The 20,530-nt window shown below is 52.4% G+C and carries 25 protein-coding genes; 11 read left to right on the top strand and 14 right to left on the bottom strand.

Annotation, left to right across the window (positions count from 1 at the left end; translation table 11 throughout):
• Positions 1–10 precede the first annotated feature (10 nt).
• The 6 genes from trmB to ftsY form a co-directional block, all read right to left on the bottom strand.
• Positions 11–700 (bottom strand): tRNA (guanosine(46)-N7)-methyltransferase TrmB, encoded by a 690-nt coding sequence (gene trmB, locus ACTF5Z_RS01155; RefSeq protein ID WP_438984172.1) that lies wholly within the window; start codon positions 698–700, stop codon positions 11–13.
• Entirely contained in the window at positions 693–1,061 is a 369-nt protein-coding gene (locus ACTF5Z_RS01150) for a DUF423 domain-containing protein (RefSeq protein WP_423848588.1), read from the bottom strand. The genes trmB and ACTF5Z_RS01150 overlap by 8 nt, the downstream gene beginning before the upstream one ends.
• Positions 1,062–1,093: 32 nt before the next feature.
• The gene (gene rpoH, locus ACTF5Z_RS01145; protein WP_423848587.1) at positions 1,094–1,954 is read right to left on the bottom strand and encodes an RNA polymerase sigma factor RpoH; all 861 of its coding nucleotides are present in this window, start codon (positions 1,952–1,954) and stop codon (positions 1,094–1,096) included.
• Between the two features lie 103 nt (positions 1,955–2,057).
• Positions 2,058–3,026 carry a cell division protein FtsX gene (locus ACTF5Z_RS01140; protein WP_438984171.1) on the bottom strand — a complete coding sequence of 323 codons (969 nt, stop codon included), beginning with the start codon at positions 3,024–3,026 and terminating at the stop codon, positions 2,058–2,060.
• Positions 3,019–3,687: a cell division ATP-binding protein FtsE gene (gene ftsE, locus ACTF5Z_RS01135; protein ID WP_009576364.1), complete on the bottom strand. Its 669-nt coding sequence runs from the start codon at positions 3,685–3,687 to the stop codon at positions 3,019–3,021. Before ftsE ends, ACTF5Z_RS01140 begins: the two co-directional genes overlap by 8 nt.
• Positions 3,684–4,811: a signal recognition particle-docking protein FtsY gene (ftsY, locus tag ACTF5Z_RS01130; RefSeq protein ID WP_438984170.1), complete on the bottom strand. Its 1,128-nt coding sequence runs from the start codon at positions 4,809–4,811 to the stop codon at positions 3,684–3,686. The genes ftsE and ftsY overlap by 4 nt, the downstream gene beginning before the upstream one ends.
• On the opposite strand from ftsY, the gene rsmD reads away from it, so the two are divergent.
• Entirely contained in the window at positions 4,810–5,448 is a 639-nt protein-coding gene (gene rsmD / locus ACTF5Z_RS01125; protein ID WP_438984169.1) for a 16S rRNA (guanine(966)-N(2))-methyltransferase RsmD, read from the top strand. The two genes, ftsY and rsmD, sit on opposite strands and share 2 nt — an antisense overlap.
• 53 nt (positions 5,449–5,501) lie before the next feature.
• Positions 5,502–5,987: a pantetheine-phosphate adenylyltransferase gene (coaD, locus tag ACTF5Z_RS01120; RefSeq protein WP_009576367.1), complete on the top strand. Its 486-nt coding sequence runs from the start codon at positions 5,502–5,504 to the stop codon at positions 5,985–5,987.
• Here coaD and mutM read toward each other — a convergent pair.
• The 4 genes from mutM to radC all read right to left on the bottom strand — a co-directional run bounded on the left by mutM (position 5,978) and on the right by radC (position 8,008).
• Positions 5,978–6,793: a bifunctional DNA-formamidopyrimidine glycosylase/DNA-(apurinic or apyrimidinic site) lyase gene (mutM, locus tag ACTF5Z_RS01115; RefSeq protein WP_438984168.1), complete on the bottom strand. Its 816-nt coding sequence runs from the start codon at positions 6,791–6,793 to the stop codon at positions 5,978–5,980. The genes coaD and mutM overlap by 10 nt on opposite strands.
• 63 nt (positions 6,794–6,856) lie before the next feature.
• Positions 6,857–7,012: a 50S ribosomal protein L33 gene (gene rpmG, locus ACTF5Z_RS01110; protein WP_009576369.1), complete on the bottom strand. Its 156-nt coding sequence runs from the start codon at positions 7,010–7,012 to the stop codon at positions 6,857–6,859.
• Positions 7,013–7,022: 10 nt separating this feature from the next.
• On the bottom strand, positions 7,023–7,259 hold the full coding sequence (rpmB, locus tag ACTF5Z_RS01105; protein WP_009576370.1) for a 50S ribosomal protein L28: 237 nt from the start codon (positions 7,257–7,259) through the stop codon (positions 7,023–7,025).
• Positions 7,260–7,375: 116 nt separating this feature from the next.
• Entirely contained in the window at positions 7,376–8,008 is a 633-nt protein-coding gene (gene radC / locus ACTF5Z_RS01100) for a RadC family protein (protein WP_438984167.1), read from the bottom strand.
• A gap of 87 nt (positions 8,009–8,095) precedes the next feature.
• Here radC and coaBC point away from each other — a divergent pair, with 87 nt between their 5' ends.
• From coaBC to slmA, 4 genes are read left to right on the top strand one after another with little or no spacing between them, the layout of a single operon-like run.
• The gene (coaBC, locus tag ACTF5Z_RS01095) at positions 8,096–9,298 is read left to right on the top strand and encodes a bifunctional phosphopantothenoylcysteine decarboxylase/phosphopantothenate--cysteine ligase CoaBC (RefSeq protein ID WP_423848580.1); all 1,203 of its coding nucleotides are present in this window, start codon (positions 8,096–8,098) and stop codon (positions 9,296–9,298) included.
• Positions 9,299–9,322: 24 nt separating this feature from the next.
• Positions 9,323–12,382 carry a phosphomannomutase/phosphoglucomutase gene (locus ACTF5Z_RS01090; protein WP_438984166.1) on the top strand — a complete coding sequence of 1,020 codons (3,060 nt, stop codon included), beginning with the start codon at positions 9,323–9,325 and terminating at the stop codon, positions 12,380–12,382.
• A 16-nt stretch (positions 12,383–12,398) separates the two neighbouring features.
• Positions 12,399–13,304 carry an acetylglutamate kinase gene (gene argB / locus ACTF5Z_RS01085; protein WP_423848578.1) on the top strand — a complete coding sequence of 302 codons (906 nt, stop codon included), beginning with the start codon at positions 12,399–12,401 and terminating at the stop codon, positions 13,302–13,304.
• A gap of 11 nt (positions 13,305–13,315) precedes the next feature.
• Entirely contained in the window at positions 13,316–13,903 is a 588-nt protein-coding gene (gene slmA / locus ACTF5Z_RS01080) for a nucleoid occlusion factor SlmA (RefSeq protein ID WP_009576377.1), read from the top strand.
• A gap of 27 nt (positions 13,904–13,930) precedes the next feature.
• On the opposite strand, the gene ACTF5Z_RS01075 is transcribed toward slmA, so the two are convergent.
• Complete coding sequence (locus ACTF5Z_RS01075) at positions 13,931–14,590, bottom strand: hypothetical protein (RefSeq protein ID WP_438984165.1); 660 nt, start codon at positions 14,588–14,590, stop codon at positions 13,931–13,933.
• Positions 14,591–14,602: 12 nt separating this feature from the next.
• Positions 14,603–15,253 carry an orotate phosphoribosyltransferase gene (gene pyrE, locus ACTF5Z_RS01070; protein ID WP_438984164.1) on the bottom strand — a complete coding sequence of 217 codons (651 nt, stop codon included), beginning with the start codon at positions 15,251–15,253 and terminating at the stop codon, positions 14,603–14,605.
• Between the two features lie 193 nt (positions 15,254–15,446).
• Between pyrE and ACTF5Z_RS01065 the strand changes: the two genes are divergently transcribed.
• Positions 15,447–16,214 carry an exodeoxyribonuclease III gene (locus tag ACTF5Z_RS01065; protein WP_438984163.1) on the top strand — a complete coding sequence of 256 codons (768 nt, stop codon included), beginning with the start codon at positions 15,447–15,449 and terminating at the stop codon, positions 16,212–16,214.
• Between the two features lie 22 nt (positions 16,215–16,236).
• Here ACTF5Z_RS01065 and rph read toward each other — a convergent pair whose 3' ends face one another.
• Positions 16,237–16,959, bottom strand: coding sequence for a ribonuclease PH (gene rph / locus ACTF5Z_RS01060; protein WP_423848574.1), 723 nt, complete (start codon positions 16,957–16,959; stop codon positions 16,237–16,239).
• Positions 16,960–17,064: 105 nt separating this feature from the next.
• On the opposite strand from rph, the gene ACTF5Z_RS01055 reads away from it, so the two are divergent.
• The gene (locus tag ACTF5Z_RS01055; RefSeq protein ID WP_423848573.1) at positions 17,065–17,934 is read left to right on the top strand and encodes a YicC/YloC family endoribonuclease; all 870 of its coding nucleotides are present in this window, start codon (positions 17,065–17,067) and stop codon (positions 17,932–17,934) included.
• A gap of 928 nt (positions 17,935–18,862) precedes the next feature.
• Here ACTF5Z_RS01055 and ACTF5Z_RS01050 read toward each other — a convergent pair.
• Positions 18,863–19,039: a hypothetical protein gene (locus tag ACTF5Z_RS01050; protein ID WP_438984162.1), complete on the bottom strand. Its 177-nt coding sequence runs from the start codon at positions 19,037–19,039 to the stop codon at positions 18,863–18,865.
• Positions 19,040–19,312: 273 nt separating this feature from the next.
• On the opposite strand from ACTF5Z_RS01050, the gene ACTF5Z_RS01045 reads away from it, so the two are divergent.
• The 3 genes from ACTF5Z_RS01045 to ACTF5Z_RS01035 form a co-directional block, all read left to right on the top strand.
• Positions 19,313–19,918, top strand: coding sequence for a TMEM165/GDT1 family protein (locus ACTF5Z_RS01045; RefSeq protein ID WP_423853379.1), 606 nt, complete (start codon positions 19,313–19,315; stop codon positions 19,916–19,918).
• Positions 19,919–20,103: 185 nt separating this feature from the next.
• Positions 20,104–20,403, top strand: coding sequence for a hypothetical protein (locus tag ACTF5Z_RS01040; RefSeq protein ID WP_423853377.1), 300 nt, complete (start codon positions 20,104–20,106; stop codon positions 20,401–20,403).
• Between the two features lie 15 nt (positions 20,404–20,418).
• The coding region (locus ACTF5Z_RS01035; RefSeq protein ID WP_438984209.1) for a LysR family transcriptional regulator at positions 20,419–20,530 on the top strand (112 nt) is incomplete at its 3' end.

Below are 20,530 nucleotides of genomic sequence, written 5' to 3'. Positions count from 1 at the left end.
TTATAGTCGCTCAAACCCGCTCGAACAACAAATCCCAAACACCATGCCCCAAACGCTCGCCGCGCTTCTCGAATTTGGTCAAAGGGCGTGACTCGGGGCGGGGCGCGTAGGGCTCGGCCTCAGGCATCGTGTTTTTGAAATCAGGATGAGGGGTTAATACTTCAAGCATGTGCTCGGCGTAGTTTTCCCAGTCGGTGGCCAAATGCAACATAGCGCCGGGCTTCATGTGACGCGCGAGCAAGCTCAAAAATTCAGGCTGAATCAGGCGGCGCTTGTGGTGCTTTTTTTTGTGCCAAGGATCGGGGAAAAATACCTGCACCCGGTCTAGGCTTGTGGCGGGAATACATTGCTCTAACACTTCCACCGCATCGTGACAGTAGACCCGAATATTGGTGGCTTTCGCCTCCATGGCATCGTGCAACAACTTACCGACTCCGGGTCGGTGAACTTCTACGCCAACATATCGGTGATCGGGTTCGGCCAGAGCTTGAGCGAGTAGCGATTGTCCCATACCAAAGCCAATTTCAAATACAACAGGGCCACGCTGCTCGAATACAGCGTCGTAATCTAAGGTTCCGGTTTCAGCTAAAAGACCAAAACGCGGCCAGCCCACATCAAGACCTTCGCGCTGAGCTTCGGTCATGCGCCCTGCGCGTATCACATAACTTTTAATACGACGTGAAAAGCTGCTTTCACTCATGCTTTATCAATTCCTTAGAAGCTGGTATCAAGCACAACCAAGCCAAAATAAAGGCTAAACCGCCAAAAGGCGTAATGATACCCAGAAAACGCCAATTCATCAGCGTTAAGGTGTATAAGCTTCCAGAAAATAACACACAGCCCACAGTGAACAGCAAAGCGGAACGGGCCAGCCAAATGCTTGCGGGTGCCCGCCATTGCGCAATGGCAATGAGCAATAAGGCTAATGCGTGCCAAAAATGGTATTTGACGGCTGTTTGATACACCGCAACGTCACTCGGCGGCATAAACCGATCAATAGCGTGACCACCAAAGGCGCCAGCGATGACCGCCAAGGCACCGAGCGCCGCTGCAGTTTGCATTGTGCGCTCGGGTTTAGAGAACCACATCAGAATTACGCGACCAGCTCACCCATGAACTTGCGCACTTTTTGCATGGCATTTTGCTCAAGCTGACGAATACGTTCTGCTGATACGCCGTACTGTGCTGCCAAATCGTGTAGTGTCGCTTTGTCGTCATTCAACCAGCGCTGCGCTAAGATATCGCGACTGCGCTCGTCTAACTGCTCTAAAGCGTAGTGCAAACGTGACTCGCTATCTTCTTGCCAGTTGGTCGACTCCACTTGCTGAGCAGGGTCAGCGCGATGATCTTCCAGGTAATACTGAGGCGCGTAAACGTCATCGTCGTCGCTATCGCTTGGGGCATCAAACGCCACGTCGCGCGAACTCATGCGGGCTTCCATGGTCGCTACTTCGCGCACATCAACGCCCAAATCATCAGCGACGGCTTGCGCTTCTTCGGCTGACAACCACGCTAAGGCTTTTTTAGATGACCGCAAATTAAAGAACAATTTGCGCTGTGCTTTGGTGGTGGCCACTTTTACGATACGCCAGTTACGTAAAATGAATTCGTGCATTTCGGCTTTGATCCAGTGCACCGCAAAAGACACCAGACGAACACCTTTTTCGGGATTAAAGCGTTTTACCGCTTTCATCAAACCCACGTTACCTTCTTGGATAAGATCGGCTTCAGCCAGACCGTAACCTGAGTAGCTACGTGCAATGTGAACCACAAAGCGCAGGTGCGACATAACCAATTGGCGTGCCGCTTCTAAATTGTCGTTGTAGTAGAGATCCTCGGCCAATTCCCGCTCACGCTCAACCGACAGTACCGGGATACTGCTCACGGTCTGAATGTAGGCGGCCAAATTGGCGCCAGGCACCATTTGATCAACAGGCTGTAGTTGGGTAGACATTATCTCTCCTCGTTGTGCCCTGTAAGTTTAGCACTCTCACCCTTAGAGTGCTAATTTGGCAAAAGTTCCCTTATTACGCAAGTAAAATACGATTAGATGAGCGTTATCGAGGTTCAATAAGCTTCAGTTGACGCCGTGCAGACACCCAGGCCCCGACCATTCCCAGCACAATAGCTGTGACCAGCAGAGCAAACGCCAGGCTTAGGGGGAAACGCAAAGTAAAGTAAGGCGCTTGATAGGAATTTGCTAAAGCTTCTATCGGACCGCCCAACCAGTACTTCACGCTGTAGGCAATTAACAGCGCAACCAGCCCTCCGGCGGCACCGTAAGCAAAGCCAGTATACAAGAAAGGCCGCATCACATAGGCATTATTGGCCCCGACAAGCTTGGTCACCAGTATCTCTTGTCGCCGACTTTCCACTGCAAGCCGAACGGTATTACCAATGATCAGTAGGCAGGCCAGTAAAGCAATAGCCACAAATGCCCACATTAAACGCTCACCAAATAAGGCAATGGACTGGAGCCGGCTCAGCCACTCCATATCCAGCAATACGTCAGCGACCAGAGGATTACTTGCGAGCTGCTCGGTAAAGGCTTGAAGCGCAGCAGTTTGCGTTGAGCTTAAGGTTAACGAAATTGAGTGCGGCAAGGGGTTACCCAGCGAGGTTAGGACCTCGGGACTTAAGCCCAACCACTGACTCAATTCTTCCAGCGCTTGTTCTTTTGACACAACCGAGACTGACTCAACCAAAGCGAGAGACGCCAGCTCTTGAGATAGCGCACTCGCTTGTTCCAACGAGACGGAGTCGTGCGTCATTACCGTGATGGAGTCACCTCGATCAACTTCAGCGAGTGCTGCATCTAGGGTCAAAACCCCCATACTTAACGCCGCAGGCAAGCTCAGTACCACGCCCATTACTAGGGCAGTTAACAAAGTCGACACCCAGTGGCGCCCCAAGCGCTCAAGGGTATCATGTCGAGCGAGACGGTGATGCCCGCGCCAGGTCGCAAAGCGTCGAGCAAAGGGCACTTTTGTTACAGACTGAACTGCCGTGCGGCCCGACTTACTCACGACCACCCCCAGTCACCAGCGCGCCATCTTTCAGGGTCAGAATACGGTGCTGCATCCGCGAAATTAAAGCCAAGTCGTGAGTGGCAATTAATACCGTGACGCCTGCTCGGCTGAAAGCCCTGAACAGCGCCATAATTTCGGCCGACAGGGCAGGGTCCAGGTTTCCCGTGGGCTCATCGGCCAAGAGTATTTTGGGTCTAGACGCCACCGCGCGCGCAATTCCAACACGTTGCTGCTCGCCGCCAGACAGGGCTTCGGGGTTGGATTTTTCTTTATCGAGCAAGCCCACTTTATCTAATGCGGCCCGAACCCGACGACCGATATCACGATGCTCGAACCCACTTATCAGCAAAGGCAGGGCGACGTTGTCGTAGACACTGCGGTCATACAGCAGTTGGTGATCCTGGAAAACGACCCCAATATCTTGCCGGTGCTTGGCAATGCCACCACCTTTGATGGACTGCAAATCCTTACCATTGACGATGACCCGGCCACGCGTTTGACGCTCCATAATCATGATCAATTTAAGCAGAGTGGACTTACCGGCGCCCGAATGCCCCGTCAAAAACACAAGTTCTTCGGGCTCAACAAAAAGACTTAACTCACGTAACGCATCGCGCCCACTGTCGTAACGCTTGCTGACGCGGTCAAACTCGATCACACATTAGCCTCGTCGAATAGGGCGTTCACAAACGGCTCCGCTTCGAAAGGACGCAAATCTTCTAAAGATTCACCCACACCAATGTAACGAATCGGGATGCCCAATTTATGAGCGATGGCAAAAATCACACCGCCCTTGGCCGTGCCATCAAGTTTGGTCAGCGTAATACCCGACACATCGACCGCCGCCTTGAAGTGCTGGGCTTGCGCAATAGCGTTTTGACCCATGGTCGCGTCTAAGACCAGCATCACTTCGTGCGGTGCCTCTGGGTTTAACTTTTTCATGACCCGGACAACCTTTTTTAACTCTTCCATCAGGTTGTCTTTGTTGTGCAAACGGCCCGCTGTATCGGCGATCAAGACATCAACTCCGCGCGCTTGTGCCGCTTGCAGGGCATCAAAAATCACCGAGGCACTGTCGGCTCCAGTGTGCTGTGCCACTACGGGAATGTTGTTGCGCTCGCCCCACACCTGCAACTGCTCTACTGCGGCCGCTCTAAAGGTATCGCCTGCCGCTAGCATGACCGACTTTCCCTCTGCCTTATAGCGCTGTGCAAGCTTGCCAATGGTCGTGGTTTTGCCGGCCCCATTCACACCTACCATCAAAATGACTGTAGGGGCAGTGGCAGCTAACGGCAGAGCTTTTTCGTAAGGACCCACCATGGTAGTAAGCGCTTGCTTTAAGGCTCTTAGCAAGGCGTCACCATCGGCGAGCTCTTTGCGCGATACCTGGGCTGTGAGCTGTGCGACGATATGAGTCGTTGCCTCGATACCCACGTCTGCCATCAGCAAGGTACTTTCAAGGTCCTCTAGAAGATCCGCATCGATAACTTTTCGACCCAGAAATAAATTGCCCAAACCGGACGAAAATTGACCGCGAGTTCGACTTAAACCCTGTTTTAAACGCGCGTACCATCCGCTTTTTTCCGCGGGTGGTGGTGCCGATTCGGTTGTCACCTCGGCAAGGGGTTCAACGCTCCTATCAGGAGCGATAGTATCCGACTGCTCTACCTGCGGTGGTTGTGTTGCGGTAGATTCCGCCGCTTGACCCGCGTCCGCCTCGAGGGCCTCGTTGTGTATTTCGGGTGCAGTAGCTGCGGGCTTCTTACGCCTGAATAACTTCATGCTCTGTGGTACCTTAGGTGTTCGACCTCAGAGTTTACCATTGATGCCTAAACCTCAGAAGCAAAGCGCAGCATCTCGACCACAAAAGTCTGGGACAGTGCGCATGATCAGTGGCGCCTGGCGCGGCCGCAAGGTGCCGGTGTTCGATTCACCGGGACTTCGCCCGACGCCAGACCGTATTCGTGAAACACTATTTAACTGGCTTCAAGGCGAGCTGGTAGACACTACCTGTATCGACCTGTTTGCCGGAACCGGCGCCTTGGGTCTCGAGTGTTTATCGCGGGGCGCACGCTTTTGTCACTTTATCGACCAACAAGGCCAGGTCTGCCGCCACTTAAACACACAACTGCAAACCCTTGGTGGCACAGCAAAAAGCCAGGTGCACTGCACTGACGCCACCGACTTTATCGACCACTTTGCGGACTCGGCGGATATCGTCTTCATTGATCCACCCTACCGCCAAAACCTAATCGAGCCCCTACTACCCATAGTAAGCGGGTGGCAAACACGCTGGTTTTATATCGAAACAGCCAGTGATGAAGAAGCACCTTCAGTACCGGAGCATTGGTCTTTGTACCGCGAAGTCAAGGCCGGTCAGGTGCGCGCTAAACTCTACTACAACACGCTGACGGATTGAGCACCAAGCCCATAAGGTTTAGGATGCGCGCTAGACTTGTAGGAGCAATCACCATGCAAATTGATACCGTTGTTTACCCAGGCACTTTCGACCCCATCACCAACGGCCACGTTGATCTTACCGAGCGGGCGTCTCGACTATTTAAACGTGTTGTTGTCGGTATTGCCTACAGCGAGAAAAAAACACCCATGTTTTCGCTAGAAGAACGCATCGAGTTGTGCCAGCAATCGCTTGCCCATTTACCGAACGTTGAAGTCGTAGGCTTTAATAATTTGCTCATCGATTTTGTGCGTTCCCAGGGAGCAAACTGCGTATTGCGTGGGCTTCGTGCGGTGTCCGACTTTGAATACGAGCTTCAGCTTGCCAACATGAATCGCGCCATGCACCCAGAATTCGAATCGGTCTTTTTAACACCCTCTGAGCACTTGGGCTTTATTAGCTCTTCGCTAGTGAGAGAGATAGCGGTATTGAATGGCGATATTACCCCCTTTGTCCCTAAGCCTGTAGCCGAGCGACTTATCGCGCGCTATCAGCGCTGACACGCAGTGCAAAACACCGTGGTGCGCTGCCCCAAGCGCACTTCATTTAGGGACTTGGCGCAAGTCACGCAGGGCAGTCCCGCGCGACCATATACATTGAGTTCTTGTTTAAAATAACCCGGCTTACCGTCGCCTCCCACAAAATCCCTAAGGGTCGTACCACCCCGAGCAATCGCGTAGGACAAAATACGCTTGATGTGCTGGGCAAGATCCTGATACCTCGCCAAACTCACGTTGCCCGCTGCGCGGCGAGGGTCAATGCCTGCCGCAAACAAGGCCTCGTTGGCATAAATATTACCGACACCCACCACCACTTTGGCATCCATAATAAACAATTTGACGGCTTGGGTTTTACCGCGCGAACGGGCATAGAGTGATCGCCCTGAAAAGTCGTCGCTCAAAGGCTCGGGCCCTAGGGTGTCGAGCAACGGGTGCCCTAAATCTTGGCCTGCAATCCAGTGGATAGAGCCAAACCGCCTGGGATCGTGATAGCGCAGAATAACGCCATTTTCAAAGCAAATGTCGACATGGTCGTGCGCTTTAATTGGCTCACCGGTATTTACAATCCGCATAGAGCCGGTCATACCAAGGTGGGCCAGTACAAAACCATCGGTGTGATGCAGGACAATATATTTTGCTCGGCGCTCGACGCGCGAAAATTGCCCACCGACCAGAGAGCTCGCCAAGTCAGCCGGCACAGGCCAACGCAAACGGGTATCGCGCACAAGCACACTGCAGATGGGCTTGTTAAGAACATGAGGCTCAATGCCCCGACAGGTGGTTTCGACTTCAGGTAATTCAGGCATGGTTCATCCGGGCACAAAAAACCCCGGCTATACCGGGGTTTCGGCAAAGCACAAGCATCAAGATTACTTGATCTTGCCTTCTTTATACATGACGTGCTTGCGAACCACTGGATCAAACTTTTTCATTTCCAGTTTGTCAGGAGTCGTGCGCTTGTTTTTGTCAGTGGTATAGAAATGTCCGGTACCCGCTGATGAAATCATTCGGATTTTTTCTCTCATGATCTACTCCTTATACCTTCTCGCCACGAGCGCGAAGCTCAGCTAATACGGTGTCGATACCGCGCTTATCAATAACACGCATACCTTTGCTTGAAACGCGCAGACGAACAAAGCGCTTTTCTGACTCAACCCAAAAACGGTGGCTGTGCAAATTAGGCAAAAAACGACGACGTGTGCGGTTTTTTGCGTGTGATACGTTATTTCCTGTCACGGGACGCTTTCCCGTTACTTGACATACTCTTGACATCTTTCGCCTCTCCCATCGTTGGTGGGATCGTAAATTCGGTAACCACGCTGGATTTTTACCCCCAGCGCACGGAGCGCGACTTTATACCAGAGCACCGCTCGCGAAGCAAGCCAAACCTATAAAAATCCCGCTTTTGCAAACGAAAAAAATTCTCCCTGCCCCAAAACCAAATGATCCAACAAACAAATGTCGACCAAGCCCAAAGCCTTACGAACCTTTTCCGTCACGCGATGGTCAGCATCGCTGGGCTGCGAGCTTCCCGATGGGTGATTGTGCGCAATGATGATATTTACAGCACCCACCTGCAAGGCTGTGCTGACGATTTCTCGGGGGTACACGCTAGCGGCGTCAACCGTACCCGAAAATAAGGTATCGACCTTGAGCACTTGATTACGCACGTCCAGATACAGGCACACGAAGTGCTCGCGCTTAGCCGCAACCAGATACTCCGACAAATACTCGCGCACTAAATCTGGATTAGACAGCGCGTCGACATGCAGCAGGGCCTCTTTTGCGGCTCGAGACGATAACTCCACCACCACCCTCAAGCGCCTTATGGACCGTGGAGAAAGACCCACCATCGTGCGCAACCATGCGTAATCCGATTTGAGTACTCGCGCCAAACCACCGCATTGTTTCAGCAAGGATTCAGCCACGTGTCTCCCTTCGTTCTCGATACCCAACTGAATAGCCAACAGTTCGGCGCTGCTCAGCTCACTTAAATCCTCGCTACAACAATTAGTTACCACTCAGTCGCTCCTATTAACTGTCTCTGTATCCAAACCGCTTACGGTGTTATCTTTACACCTCGGTTATTGTCCATAGTCAGAGGCCCAATGGGACATCTTAATCAGCGAAATATCATCATCGGAGTTTGTGGAGGCATCGCAGCCTACAAATCCGCGGAATTAGTGCGCCAACTGCAGAAGCAAGGTGCCAATGTTCGCGTTGTGATGACCGAGGGTGCGCAAGCCTTTATCACCCCTTTGACGCTGCAGGCCTTAAGCGGAAACCCTGTACATACCGAGCTGCTCGACGCTGAAGCCGAACGCGGCATGGGTCACATCGAACTGGCGCGCTGGGCTGATGCCATTGTGATTGCGCCCGCGACGGCCGATGTTCTCGCCAAACTTGCGAATGGCGATGCCGACAATCTACTGACCACCCTTGTGCTAGCCACTGCAGCGCCCGTATTTGTTGCGCCCGCCATGAATCAGCAGATGTGGGCGCAAACGGCCACGCAAGACAATTGCGACACGCTGCGACGACGTAAGTTTGTGTTCGTTGGACCCGATGCTGGTGAGCAAGCGTGCGGCGATGTCGGCTCAGGGCGTATGAGCGAACCCACCGATATCGTCGATGCATTGCATACACACTTCCCCTCAAGAGCGCTTGAGGGTTTGCGCTTGGTGATTACCGCAGGTCCAACCCGAGAAGCCATAGACCCCGTGCGCTTCATCGGCAACCACAGCTCAGGCAAAATGGGCTTCGCGCTGGCCCGCGCAGCTATTGAAGCAGGCGCGACGGTCACGCTTGTCGCCGGCCCCGTTCACCTAGACACACCGGCGCGGACCACTCGGATTGATGTCGAAAGCGCCCGAGACATGCTAAACGCCTGTCAAAATGCCTGTCACCAGGCAGATATTTTTATTGCCTGCGCCGCGGTGGCCGACTATAGACCGGTAACCGTTGCGGATCATAAACTCAAAAAGCAAGGGGACAGCGGGCTGACCATAGAACTTACCCAAAACCCTGATATTGTTGCCACCATCAGTAGAGAGTTTCCCTCGCTGTACACGGTTGGTTTTGCCGCTGAAACGCAACACGTACTTGACCATGCGCGCGAAAAACGAATTCGCAAACAGCTCGATCTTATTATTGCCAACGATGTCGGCAACGATGCTGTATTCGGACAGGACCATAACAGAGTCATCATTATTGGTTCAGAGTTAGAATTACACTTACCGGAAGCGAGCAAGTTGGACGTCGCTCGAACCTGCATCGATGAGCTTGCCAAAGAATATCGCCGCACCCATTAACCGCGTAACGAGTCAGTGAATCTCATGATTAAACCCGCTTTTGCTGCTGTACTTGCCAAACATCCCAAGGCCTTACTGATCATTATCGCGCGAATCTACGGAGCGTCGCTTTTGGTCACTGCGTTAGCCCTGGTTTTCATTCTGGCGGTTCACGTACCTCAGCAAACCGAGCGCACCTACTCCCAAGTCAGCGAAGCCGAGTCGGCCGCACTGGCCGAACGTATTGCCCAAAATATCCGATTGACTCAAGCGCAGCTCGCGAATCTGCTGAATGGATCAATTGCAAGGGAGGCCATAGAGCAGGGAACACCCGAGGCACTTGCCGCCGCACAAGCACAAATTGCCAGCGCTTTCCCAGAGGCGCTTAGTGTGCAACTGATTAAATTGGACGATATGGGTACTTCAGCGATGATGGCAGGTACCGAGCAGCTCAGAAACCATATCGAAGTAGACTTGATAAGACGAGCACAACTTAATACCCCACCTCCAGAGGCCTACATTGTTGACCAGCAAAGCCTAGTCTCATTTGCCGTCGCCTCAGAATGGCAGAGCAGTAACGGTAACCGAGGCGTTGCCTTGCTGACGCGAACCGAAAGCTATTACCGCACATTGCTCACCCCCACAGATCGAGCCAACGCACCCAACCTGATTTTGGGACAAATACTCAGGGGAGCAAGCGGCACGAATCTGCACCCGATACTCCAACTCGGAAACCTGGGTACCCGCGAAAATGGCATCCAGACGCGGGCTATTGCCGGTAGCGACTGGGAGTTACGCTACACCCCCAGCGCGAAGACCTCCGAGCAGCTGATAAAAACGCCGTGGGGGCTATACCTAAGCCTGCTGCTAATCTCGCTTTGCGTTGTTATACCGCCTTGGTATTTGTTAGCGCAAAGCCGAAAGAATTTGCAACGTAGTATCGATGCTATCCTGCTGGCTGAGGCAACACAGTCATCTGCGGGCGATGTCTGGCCAGAACTAGAACCGTTAATTACCAGGATGAGCGACACGCAGGGGCCTAATAACGAGCTCTCAGAGCTCGACTTACCCGACTTAAACTCGGCACCAACCGTACCCAGTTTTATGAAGTCGACGCCTGTACCAAGCGGCGAAAACAGCATGAGCGCCATAATGGATGAGGTTCGCAGCCGTCGACACCGAACAATGCCCCCTGAGGTAGAAGGGGCATCGGATGAGGAGGTCGCGGCACCTGAGGACACTGCGACAGCAGAGACTCCGACACAGGAAGAGCCCCCGCTGTCGAACAATTCCCCCGAAGACGAGATGGAGGCGATACTTGCCTCTCTGGAGACCCCCGAGAGTCCAGAGCGGACGTCCGCAGAAGAAGACTCGAAACAAACGACGAAACTTGAACTCAGCGATACAGACGAGCTTCTAGAGCTAGGCCCAAAGAGCGTCGAGACCGATACTGTTGCCGAGGGTGAATTTGATCTTTCCGCTTTCGCCTCAGACGAGGTGCTGGATTTTGTCAGCGCCAAACCAAAAGAAGTCGAGCCTGAAACCCACGAGACAGTGTCTACATCGGAGCCAATCAGCACCCATCTCGAACCTGACGAGCCGAGCGCACTCATAGCCGATACCGAATCAGTGACAGCCGCTACTGATGACACCCAACGCAAGACTCTCACGGTAACCAGCACGCTTCAAAGCGACCGCGTTATTACCAGTCAGGCTCGTCAACTAACGCTTGATGAGCTACCTGAACAAATCTTTCGAGCCTACGACATTCGCGGCGTGGCGGACACCGAACTCACCGACGAGATCGTTACTGCGATTGGCGGCGCGATAGCGACCATGGCTGCCGACCAGGGCGAGTATACCTTGATTATCGGATGCGACGGACGCTTGTCTAGTCCGCGCATTAAAGCAGCTCTCATTAAATCGTTATTGGCCTCAGGTATCGACATTATCGACATTGGCGTGGTGCCATCACCCGTAATGTACTTCGCTACTCACGAGCTGGAATACCGATCGGGTCTAATGATTACGGGCAGCCACAATGAAGCTGAAATTAACGGCATTAAAATTGTACTCGATCGCAAACCACTTGCATCGGGGGCCATCAAGTCACTCTACACCCTAGCCAAAACCGGTATGTTTAGCAGCGGGCAGGGCGCCTTGAGCCGTGAAGACGTCATTCCGGCTTACCTGCGCAAAATAAGCGACGATATCCTGATACCAGCACCACTCAAGATTGTGATCGACGCCAGCAATGGCGTGGCAGGCCGAGTTGCTCCGCTGCTCTTCGAGCAGCTAGGGTGCGACGTGGTCAGCATGAATTGCGACATTGACGGCAACTTCCCCAACCACTCGCCCGACACCAGCAACGAGGAAAACTTGGCACCCTTGGCGGCTCGAGTTAAGCGTGAACAAGCGGATCTTGGTGTCGCTTTTGATGGCGATGGCGACCGCATCGCGGCTGTCGACAGCGAGGGCAATATCATCCGAACCGATCGCTTGATGATGGTACTCGCTCGAGATGTACTGTCCCGCAACCCAGGTAGTGATGTGGTTTACGACATTAAATGCAGCCACCAACTGGGGGACCTGATCTCACGTCTGGGCGGCAGACCGGTACTGTGGAAAACAGGTCACGCACTCATGAAGCAGAAAATGCGCGAAACCGGGGCTATTTTAGGCGGCGAATTTTCAGGCCATATCTTTTTCTCAGAACGCTGGTACGGTTTTGATGACGGCGTCTACGCAGCGGCGAGACTCGCCGAAATTATCAGTGCCGACGAGATACCGCTCGTGGATCTGCTAGCCGACCTGCCCAATGCCTTGAGCACTCCCGAATTACTTATTTCAGTGCCGGACAGCGAAAAATTCGAGTTGGTTGAAGCGCTACTCGCCCAAGCCGACTTTAAAGATGGTAAAATCACCACCATCGATGGGCTCCGAGTTGATTACACCCATGGCTGGGCGCTAGTTCGGGCCTCAAACACCAGCGCAGCACTAACACTGCGCTTCGAGGCCGACTCTGAAGAGCAACTTAAGACCTTACAAAGCGCTGTTGGCCAAGCGCTGTTAAACCTCAACCCGAATTTACTGCTACCTTTTTAAGGACGGAAAAACACGCATGTCTCTCAGTCGCGAAAATGCTCTTAATATCGCTCAGGTACTGACCGAATCGCTACCCTACATACAACGTTTCACAGGCAAGACCATTGTGGTCAAGTTCGGCGGCAATGCCATGACCGATGCCGAGCTACACGACAGCTTCGCGCGGGACATCGTGCTCATGAAACTGGTAGGGATGAACCCCGTCGTTGTGCACGGTGGCGGCCCGCAGATTGGTTCGTTACTTGAGCGCCTGAACATTAAGACCGAGTTTATTGACGGTATGCGAGTCACGGATGCCAAAACCATGGATGTGGTCGAGATGGTCCTGGGCGGCAGCGTCAACAAAGAGATCGTCGCATCAATTAATCGCAATGGCGGTAAGGCGATTGGAGTTACCGGCAAAGACGGACAGTTTATTCGCGCCAAGAAAATGACCATCGATCGCTACTCGCCCGAACTGGGCGCGCCAGAGATCATCGATATCGGCCACGTGGGCCAAGTAAAGTCTATCGACACCGAAGTACTTCAAGTCATTCTGGGCAGCAATTTCATACCGGTGATTGCGCCTATTGGCGTAGATGCTCAGGGCGCCACCTACAATATCAACGCTGACTTGGTGGCGGGAAAGATTGCCGAAGTCATGCAAGCAGAAAAGCTGATGCTGTTAACCAACGTCTCGGGCTTACTGGATCGCGAGGGCAACATCCTGACCGGCTTAAGCACGAGCCAAGTGGACGAACTCATTGCAGATGGCACGATTTATGGCGGCATGCTTCCTAAAATTCAATGCGCCTTAGATGCCGTCAAGGGGGGCGTCAATAGCGCCCACATTATTGATGGTCGCGTCCCCCACGCCACCATGCTCGAAATTTTTACGGACCAAGGTATTGGCACTTTAATCACCAACCGGCCCAACCGGTAATAAGGCGAACCATGACTCGACAAAAAGGCCAACGTAAGCAAGAAATACTGGAAACACTGGCAACCATGCTAGAACAAAGCCCCGGCGCTCGAATCACGACCGCGGCTTTGGCCGAGCAGGTCGGAGTCTCTGAAGCTGCGCTTTATCGACACTTCCCGAGCAAGACCAAAATGTTCGAGGGTCTCATTGAGTTTATTGAAGAGACGCTTTTTACACGTATAGCGATCATCATTAAAGAGCAGCAAAGCGCCCTAGTGCAGTGCGAACGCATCGTTGCCCTGTTGCTGGGCTTTGCCGAGAAGAACCCCGGCATTACCCGTCTAATGACGGGAGATGTACTGACTGGGGAGACCGAGCGCTTACGCAATCGAGTTGGACAATTGTTTGATCGTCTCGAGACCCAGCTAAAACAAATATTAAGGGAAGCCGAATTACGGGAAGGCAAGCGCACACAAATCCCAGTGGCTTCGGCCGCCAACCTTATGATGGCCGCGGCGGAAGGGCGCCTGATTCAATTTGTGCGCAGCGAGTTCAAACGCGTGCCGACGGCCGGCTGGCAGCAGCAGTGGCAAGTACTCACTCACGGGTTATTGGACTAAGCGTTCGCGGATTACAGTGCGTCGCGGCTACTCTTGTATGGTGAGTGTGCGCCGCATTTCCACCTGATCCTCAAGGTGCTTAAACCGATCGATGTCCACTTGATATTCGGCGGTGACCTTGTCGATCTCAATCTCGCGTTCAGCCAGAGCCTTTTGAGTTAAAGCGAGTCTGCGCCTCGCAATCTCGATCGCCTCGCTGGTCGCTTCATCCACCTTGCCACCACTGCGCTCAATGTTAGCGGCCTGCGCCTGATAGTTTTCGATTTGCTGCACCGCTGAACGTACATTGCTTCTTAATATGCTCACCCGAATCCGAATGGACTGAAGCGCCCGCTCTCGAGCGGCCTCGATATCGGCAACCGAGCTATACCGCATTAACAGGGATTCATCTCGCGCTTTTTGCGCAGCCGCGGCTTCGCGCTTTGCCTGCGCCTCTCTTTCCTGAGCGCTTTGCAAAGCGAACTCTTCTTCCGTCATTTGAGGCGGCACAACCCGAATAACAACACCGTCTTCGCTCAGGACCTCGTATCCTAACGGCACAGCCTCGGGCGGCAAACGATCATTAATCACTGGGATACCCGAGGCATCCTTGTACTTATACAACTCTTTTGCCCCGACAGCATCTTTGGTACCCAGGCAAGCGACAATAAGCACAAGGTACGATAGCGGGAGTCGGCTCTTGGTCATGTGCTTATCCTATTATTCTGTCGCACCGTATTTAGCACGGTAGTGTTGCATAGCAAGCAATACACTGTCATCTGCACCCCGGTCCTGCCCTAGATAATCAATCAGGTCAGCAAAGTTCACGATACTTGCTACCGCCAAATTGAACTTAGCCGAAATGGTTTGTACCGCAGAAGCGTCGCCATCAAGTTTTTCTTGCCGATCTAACCCGATAACCACACCCACCGCTTGCGCACCCGCAGTATCGATCATTTCTATAACTTCTGACACTGCCGTTCCCGCCGTAATGACATCATCGATGATCAAAATTCGTCCCTCAAGCGGCGCACCCACCATAACACCACCTTCGCCATGTGTTTTGGCTTCTTTACGATTGTAGGCAAACGGCACATCTAAACCGTGCTGATCGGCCAATGCGACTGCGGTTACGGCCGCGAGCGGAATACCTTTATACGCAGGGCCTAGCAGTACATCAAACTCAATCCCAGAAGCCATAATGCAATCCGCATAACATCGACCTAACTCTGCCAAGGTTGCACCGCTATTGAACGCACCGGCATTAAAAAAGTAGGGCGAAACGCGCCCCGATTTTAGGGTAAATTCGCCAAACTTGAGTGCATCGTGCTTTTTAGCAAGCTCGATAAACCGGTTTTGATAGGTTCGCACTTCCGCTATTCCTCGCCTTATGACTCAACGCACCACTTTAGCTCTTAAATGCTTTATTTTGATGCAGTTCGCATCACGTTCATGGTTGTTGGCGTCAACTTAATTTAAATAAAACAACGAATGGCACGCTTTAAACATACTCATACGCCCTAATGTTAGGTATCATACACATTCTAGTATTAGGGAGCTATGAATGCGGGTTATCAGTTTTAGCGCCGACGGATTGGTCGAGGCCGAAAAACAAGGGTTTTACGAGTGGGTTCGCGACCAAGACGCGGATTTCATTTGTATCCAAGATATCCGCTGCTCCGAATACGACTTACGGAAAGATTCCTTCTTTCCGCGCGAATACAATGCCTACTTCTACGACAATCTTAACGACTCCAAAAAAGACGGCGTTGCGATTTACTGCAAAGAACTACCAAAAGCGATCATGACTGGATTGGGCTTCACTGACTTTGACATGGACGGCCACTATATCCAAGCCGACTTTGGCAACGTAAGTATAGGCTCCTTGATTGCGCCCTATGCAGCGCCCAACGACGCGGCCGCCCAAGCCCGCAAAAACGAGTTCTATCAGCTACTTGTTGCTCACTTAGAAAAGGTTAGCCACAAACGGCGCGAGTTTATTATCTGCGGCAACTGGCGCATCGCACACAAAGCCAAAGATGTTGAATACACCGAGCGTCGCAGCAAGTTACCCGGTTTCTTAGCCGAAGAGCGCCAAAGCCTCGACGAAATCATGGAGCTGGGCTACGTTGACGCCTTTAGAGAAGTGAACTCCGACAGCGATGAATATAGTTTTTGGCCCGGAGGCCAAGTGGGCGTTGACGGCATGCGTACGGACTTCCAGCTGGTGTCCAAAGGGCTAAAGTACAACATCGACTACGGTGTCATTTACAAGGCGAAGAGCTTTTCAACGCACGCCCCCGTGATCATGGATTACGACCTAGAGGTCTAAGGCCTCTAGGTCCAACCCCGCACTAGCCCTTGGCCAAGGCCTTACGCTGCGCTTCAAACAAGTCGCGAATACCCGCTTCGGCTAAATCCAGCATTTGATTCAAGGTAGCTCGATCGAAGGTTGCGCCCTCAGCCGTGCCTTGCACCTCGATGAGCCCACCGTCCTCACCCATGACCACATTCATATCGGTATCCGCTGAGGAATCTTCTGGATAGTCTAAATCAAGCACAGGGACGCCCTGGTATACACCGACTGAAACCGAAGCCACGAGCTGGTTTAAAGGATCCGTTTTTAACGACTTATCGCGTTGCAGGCCGTTTAAGGCATCAACGAGTGCCACGCAAGCGCCAGTGATCGACGCCGTACGCGTGCCGCCATCGGCTTGTATCACATCGCAATCGACGGTGATGGTGTATTCACCTAGACGCTTAAGATCCACAACCGCACGCAAAGAGCGTCCAATCAAACGCTGAATCTCTAGGGTGCGGCCACCCTGTTTACCGCGCGCTGCTTCGCGATCCATTCTCGACCCCGTCGACCGGGGTAGCATGCCATATTCTGCGGTAATCCAACCTTGACCCGAGCCGCGCAGAAACCGAGGGACACCTTCGGAGACCGAGGCATTGCAAAGGACTTTTGTGCGGCCGAACTCGACAAGTACCGAGCCCTCGGCGTGGCAGGTGTAATTGCGTGAAATAGTGATTTCACGAAGCTCGTGTGGCTGGCGCCCGCTGGGTCGCTGCATAAGGTGACTCCCAAAGGGCTCTAGTATAGCAAAGCCTGAGCCCGCAACCGAGCGAATCGCACATCCGTATAGGTGGTGCTACAATCGCGAGCAAAAGGAGACGCTATGATTCACAGCATGACAGGCTTTGGCCGAGCCGAAGCAGACCAACAGGGCAGCAGCATTCAAGTTGAGATTCGCAGCGTCAATCAACGCCACCTCGATCTTTATTTACGGCTCCCAGAGTCACTGAACAGCCTAGAGGCAAAAATCCGCGAGCAGGTAAAGCAAACGCTTGCGCGCGGCAAAGTCGATATCGGTATTCGCTTTGGCACCGCCACCAATAGCGAGTCATCTCTGACCATCAACCAAAGCAAGCTCGAGAGCGTGTTAGCGCTTTTGCAAGCGGTTGCTCAACAGGCTGGCGATACAGTAGCGAAAGCCAATGCGCTTGAAGTTCTGCAGTGGGACGGCGTATTAGTAAAGCAAAGTATCGGTATTGAACAAATCGAATCTACCGTGTTGGGCTGTTTGGCAGAGGCCTTGATGCAACTCATCGAGTCACGACAGCGCGAGGGCGAGAGTCTAGCCACAACACTGCAAGAACGGGTAAACGATATTCGCGCACAGATCGAGCGTATTAACAGCACATACCCCGCGGCGCGAGAAAGCTACCATACTCGGCTTAGGCAAAAACTTGAAGACAGCGCAATATCTGTCGATGAACAGCGCCTAGCGCAAGAGCTGGTAATATTCGCCCAGAAATCCGACCTTGAAGAAGAGCTCGACCGCCTTGGCGTTCACCTTGACGAAATGCTGCGAATTCTAAGCCAAGGTGGCCCCTGCGGGCGCAAGCTCGACTTCCTGATGCAGGAGCTCAACCGGGAGGCCAACACCATCGCATCGAAGTCGATTCACACGGATATCACCCAGGCCGCCGTCGAGATTAAGGTGCTGATCGAGCAGATGCGCGAGCAGATTCAAAACATCGAATAGGCTCCTGGGTAGAAAGTTACACGCCCAAGAATGTCTCAAAAGCCCAGTATTGCCTGATGGTATTCGTGGCACTCGCTCCTTGGCTGACGCTAAAACTCACGTTCTACGTGATTGTCAGCCTAGGACGCAAACTGGGGCTCATCCCGCCTGCACGCCCAACGTACGGCTTAGGTTATGAAGAATCGCTCTATTGGTTCAGAGTATTGGCCTTTTTCGATGGCAAACGCAGCCGCAAGCCGAAAAAGCCCATCAGGCGAAACTAGCCAACCCCCATTTGCTCACTTACTGTGGGCAGTTGGGACAAAGGGCTGTAATTTGAATAGCTCGGGTACAAAATACCACATCCAGCTTTAGGCTGAATCGACCAACCCAATTACTTACTTTGATCAGCTGGTGCAATCCCCCCTATGCGTCATTTGGTAATCCATGAGTTTCAACTATCGCCACACACTTCCAATCCCTTTATACCCATACACCAAAACTACTCTCCGTTTGGCTTTTGGATCGAGACGCCAAACAGCGCCTTTTGCCCGCCCAGTTCGTCGAAGCAAATGGGTAAATCGTGCATGGGGTTAATACCGAGCGGTTTAAGAAAAACCACCGGAAAACGAAACGGCAACGTGATCAGCCACCAGATCAACCTAGCGCGGCTACGCCACCTTTGTGGGCCGGAAAATGATGCTTGGCTAAACGCGAATGTTGGCACCGTTAGTCCCCCAAGTCATAAGCAGGAGTAATCGATGCGATGCGCATCCAGATTAGTTTATAGATGACGCTCGCTACCTAAACAGCTCAGTCATTGACAACAAGCTAACTGAGATTGAAAACGAAAAGCGTACGCAAGCAAGTCTGAGGCGTGCAAGGAGGGACGATATCGTCCGACACGAAAACCCCGATCATACGGTTGTCGCCGCACAGTAGGGCGATTTTATTTGGAATGATTAAAGCTGCTAAACGCAATACCAATTCCTGCTCCGATAACTAGACCAATACCCACACTATCAAAAGCAAACTCGCCAAAAATAATACCGAGTCCAGCTCCCATTGCGATAGCTAGACCCATATTGTTCGTCTTAGGTTTTTTGCTTTTACCGTCTTCATTCATCGGAAATATCCTTTTGACCAGTGTCACACCAATGTATGAAACCGTATAATGTTCACCGCACGGGCGCGAAGGCGCGAGTGTCGCTGGCGGCGAAGGCCGGCATAACAAAGCGACAGTAAAGCGTCTACAAAACGAGTGGCGGTTCATTTGTGCTAAAAAGAGCTTAACACAGTTAACTCACTGCGCCGCTGCATACTCGTGAACCCCATGGCCAAACGAGTTGGTATAGCACCCGAAACCGACCCACCACCTCTTTCAACTTATTGAGCGCTTATGGTGACACCATCAGATTTTATGACCGCCTCGGTCTCTACATTCAGCTTAGTGTCTCTGGCGGAGATCGGCGACAAAAGTCAGCTGGTTTGCATGGCGCTGGCAACGCGCCACCGACACTGGCCTGTGCTTTTGGGCGCCGCATCAGCGTTTCTTCTACTGAATATCCTAGCGGTTGCTTTTGGCTCTAGCGTCTCAGCCTGGATTCCTGAGAGCGTGTTAGCGGGCATCGTCGCTGCAATGTTTTTTGCCTTTGGTATGCAAGCACTACGTTCAGGTGATGACGATGAAGCTCTCGAAGTTCAAGAAAAATCCAATCACGGCGTGTTTGTCACCACCTTTTTGATGATTTTAGTTTCTGAGTTTGGCGACAAAACTCAAATTGCTGTAGCCGGGCTGTCGACTTCCTTAGCCGCTATACCCGTATGGGTCGGCGCCAGCCTTGCATTAGTACTCATCTCTGCCTTGGGCATCTGGGCCGGCAAGACATTAACCGGCAGAGTACCCTTGCACTGGCTGCACAGAGCGGGGGGATTACTATTTTTGGTCTTCGGTGGATTGGCCGGCTATCAATGTATTCATGCCGTTTTAGAGCTATCGAGCTAAATTTAGCAGGCTCAAGTATCCGTACTTAAGACTCAACCGCATCAATAAAATAGAGCGTCTAGGCGACTGCGCTCGCAGCGAGCCGACCCAAATTTGAGCCACATGAGTTCAAATTTGTTGCAATCGTAACGCATGCGTAACGCGTATACTTCAGCAGTGTCCACAACACGAACAGGAGAGTCGCAATGAAAACACTATCTAAAGTTACACTAATTACCGGTATCATCAGTTTCAGTTTGTTTGGCAACGTCGCGTTTGCTCAAGATTCAAGCGATCAGTACAACACGTGCCAAGCTATCGTTAAACAAGCCCTGGGTGAGGAGTCGATTGTGAAAGTGAAAAGCTCTAAGACCCGGTCTGGCGTCACCACCATCAAACTGCAAGTCGTACCGCCGACCGGTGGTCGCTCGGTCATGCGCTGTATCAGTGATGCGAATACAGGTGGCGAGATTAGCGTCATTGATAAAAACGGCAATAAACTCTGAACGCAACGTCACACAATGAACTGGGATGATCTGAAAATACTGCTAGCACTAAATCGTGAACGGTCTTCGAGAAAGGCAGCGAACCGGCTTGGTATTAGTAACACCACGATTATCCGACGTTTAGAAC

Origin of the sequence: Aequoribacter sp. (genome assembly GCF_965659035.1) — a bacterium.
GTDB lineage: Bacteria > Pseudomonadota > Gammaproteobacteria > Pseudomonadales > Halieaceae > Aequoribacter.
The sequence above is the reverse complement of the archived record's forward strand: the minus strand, read 5'-3'. Positions and strand labels throughout refer to the sequence as shown.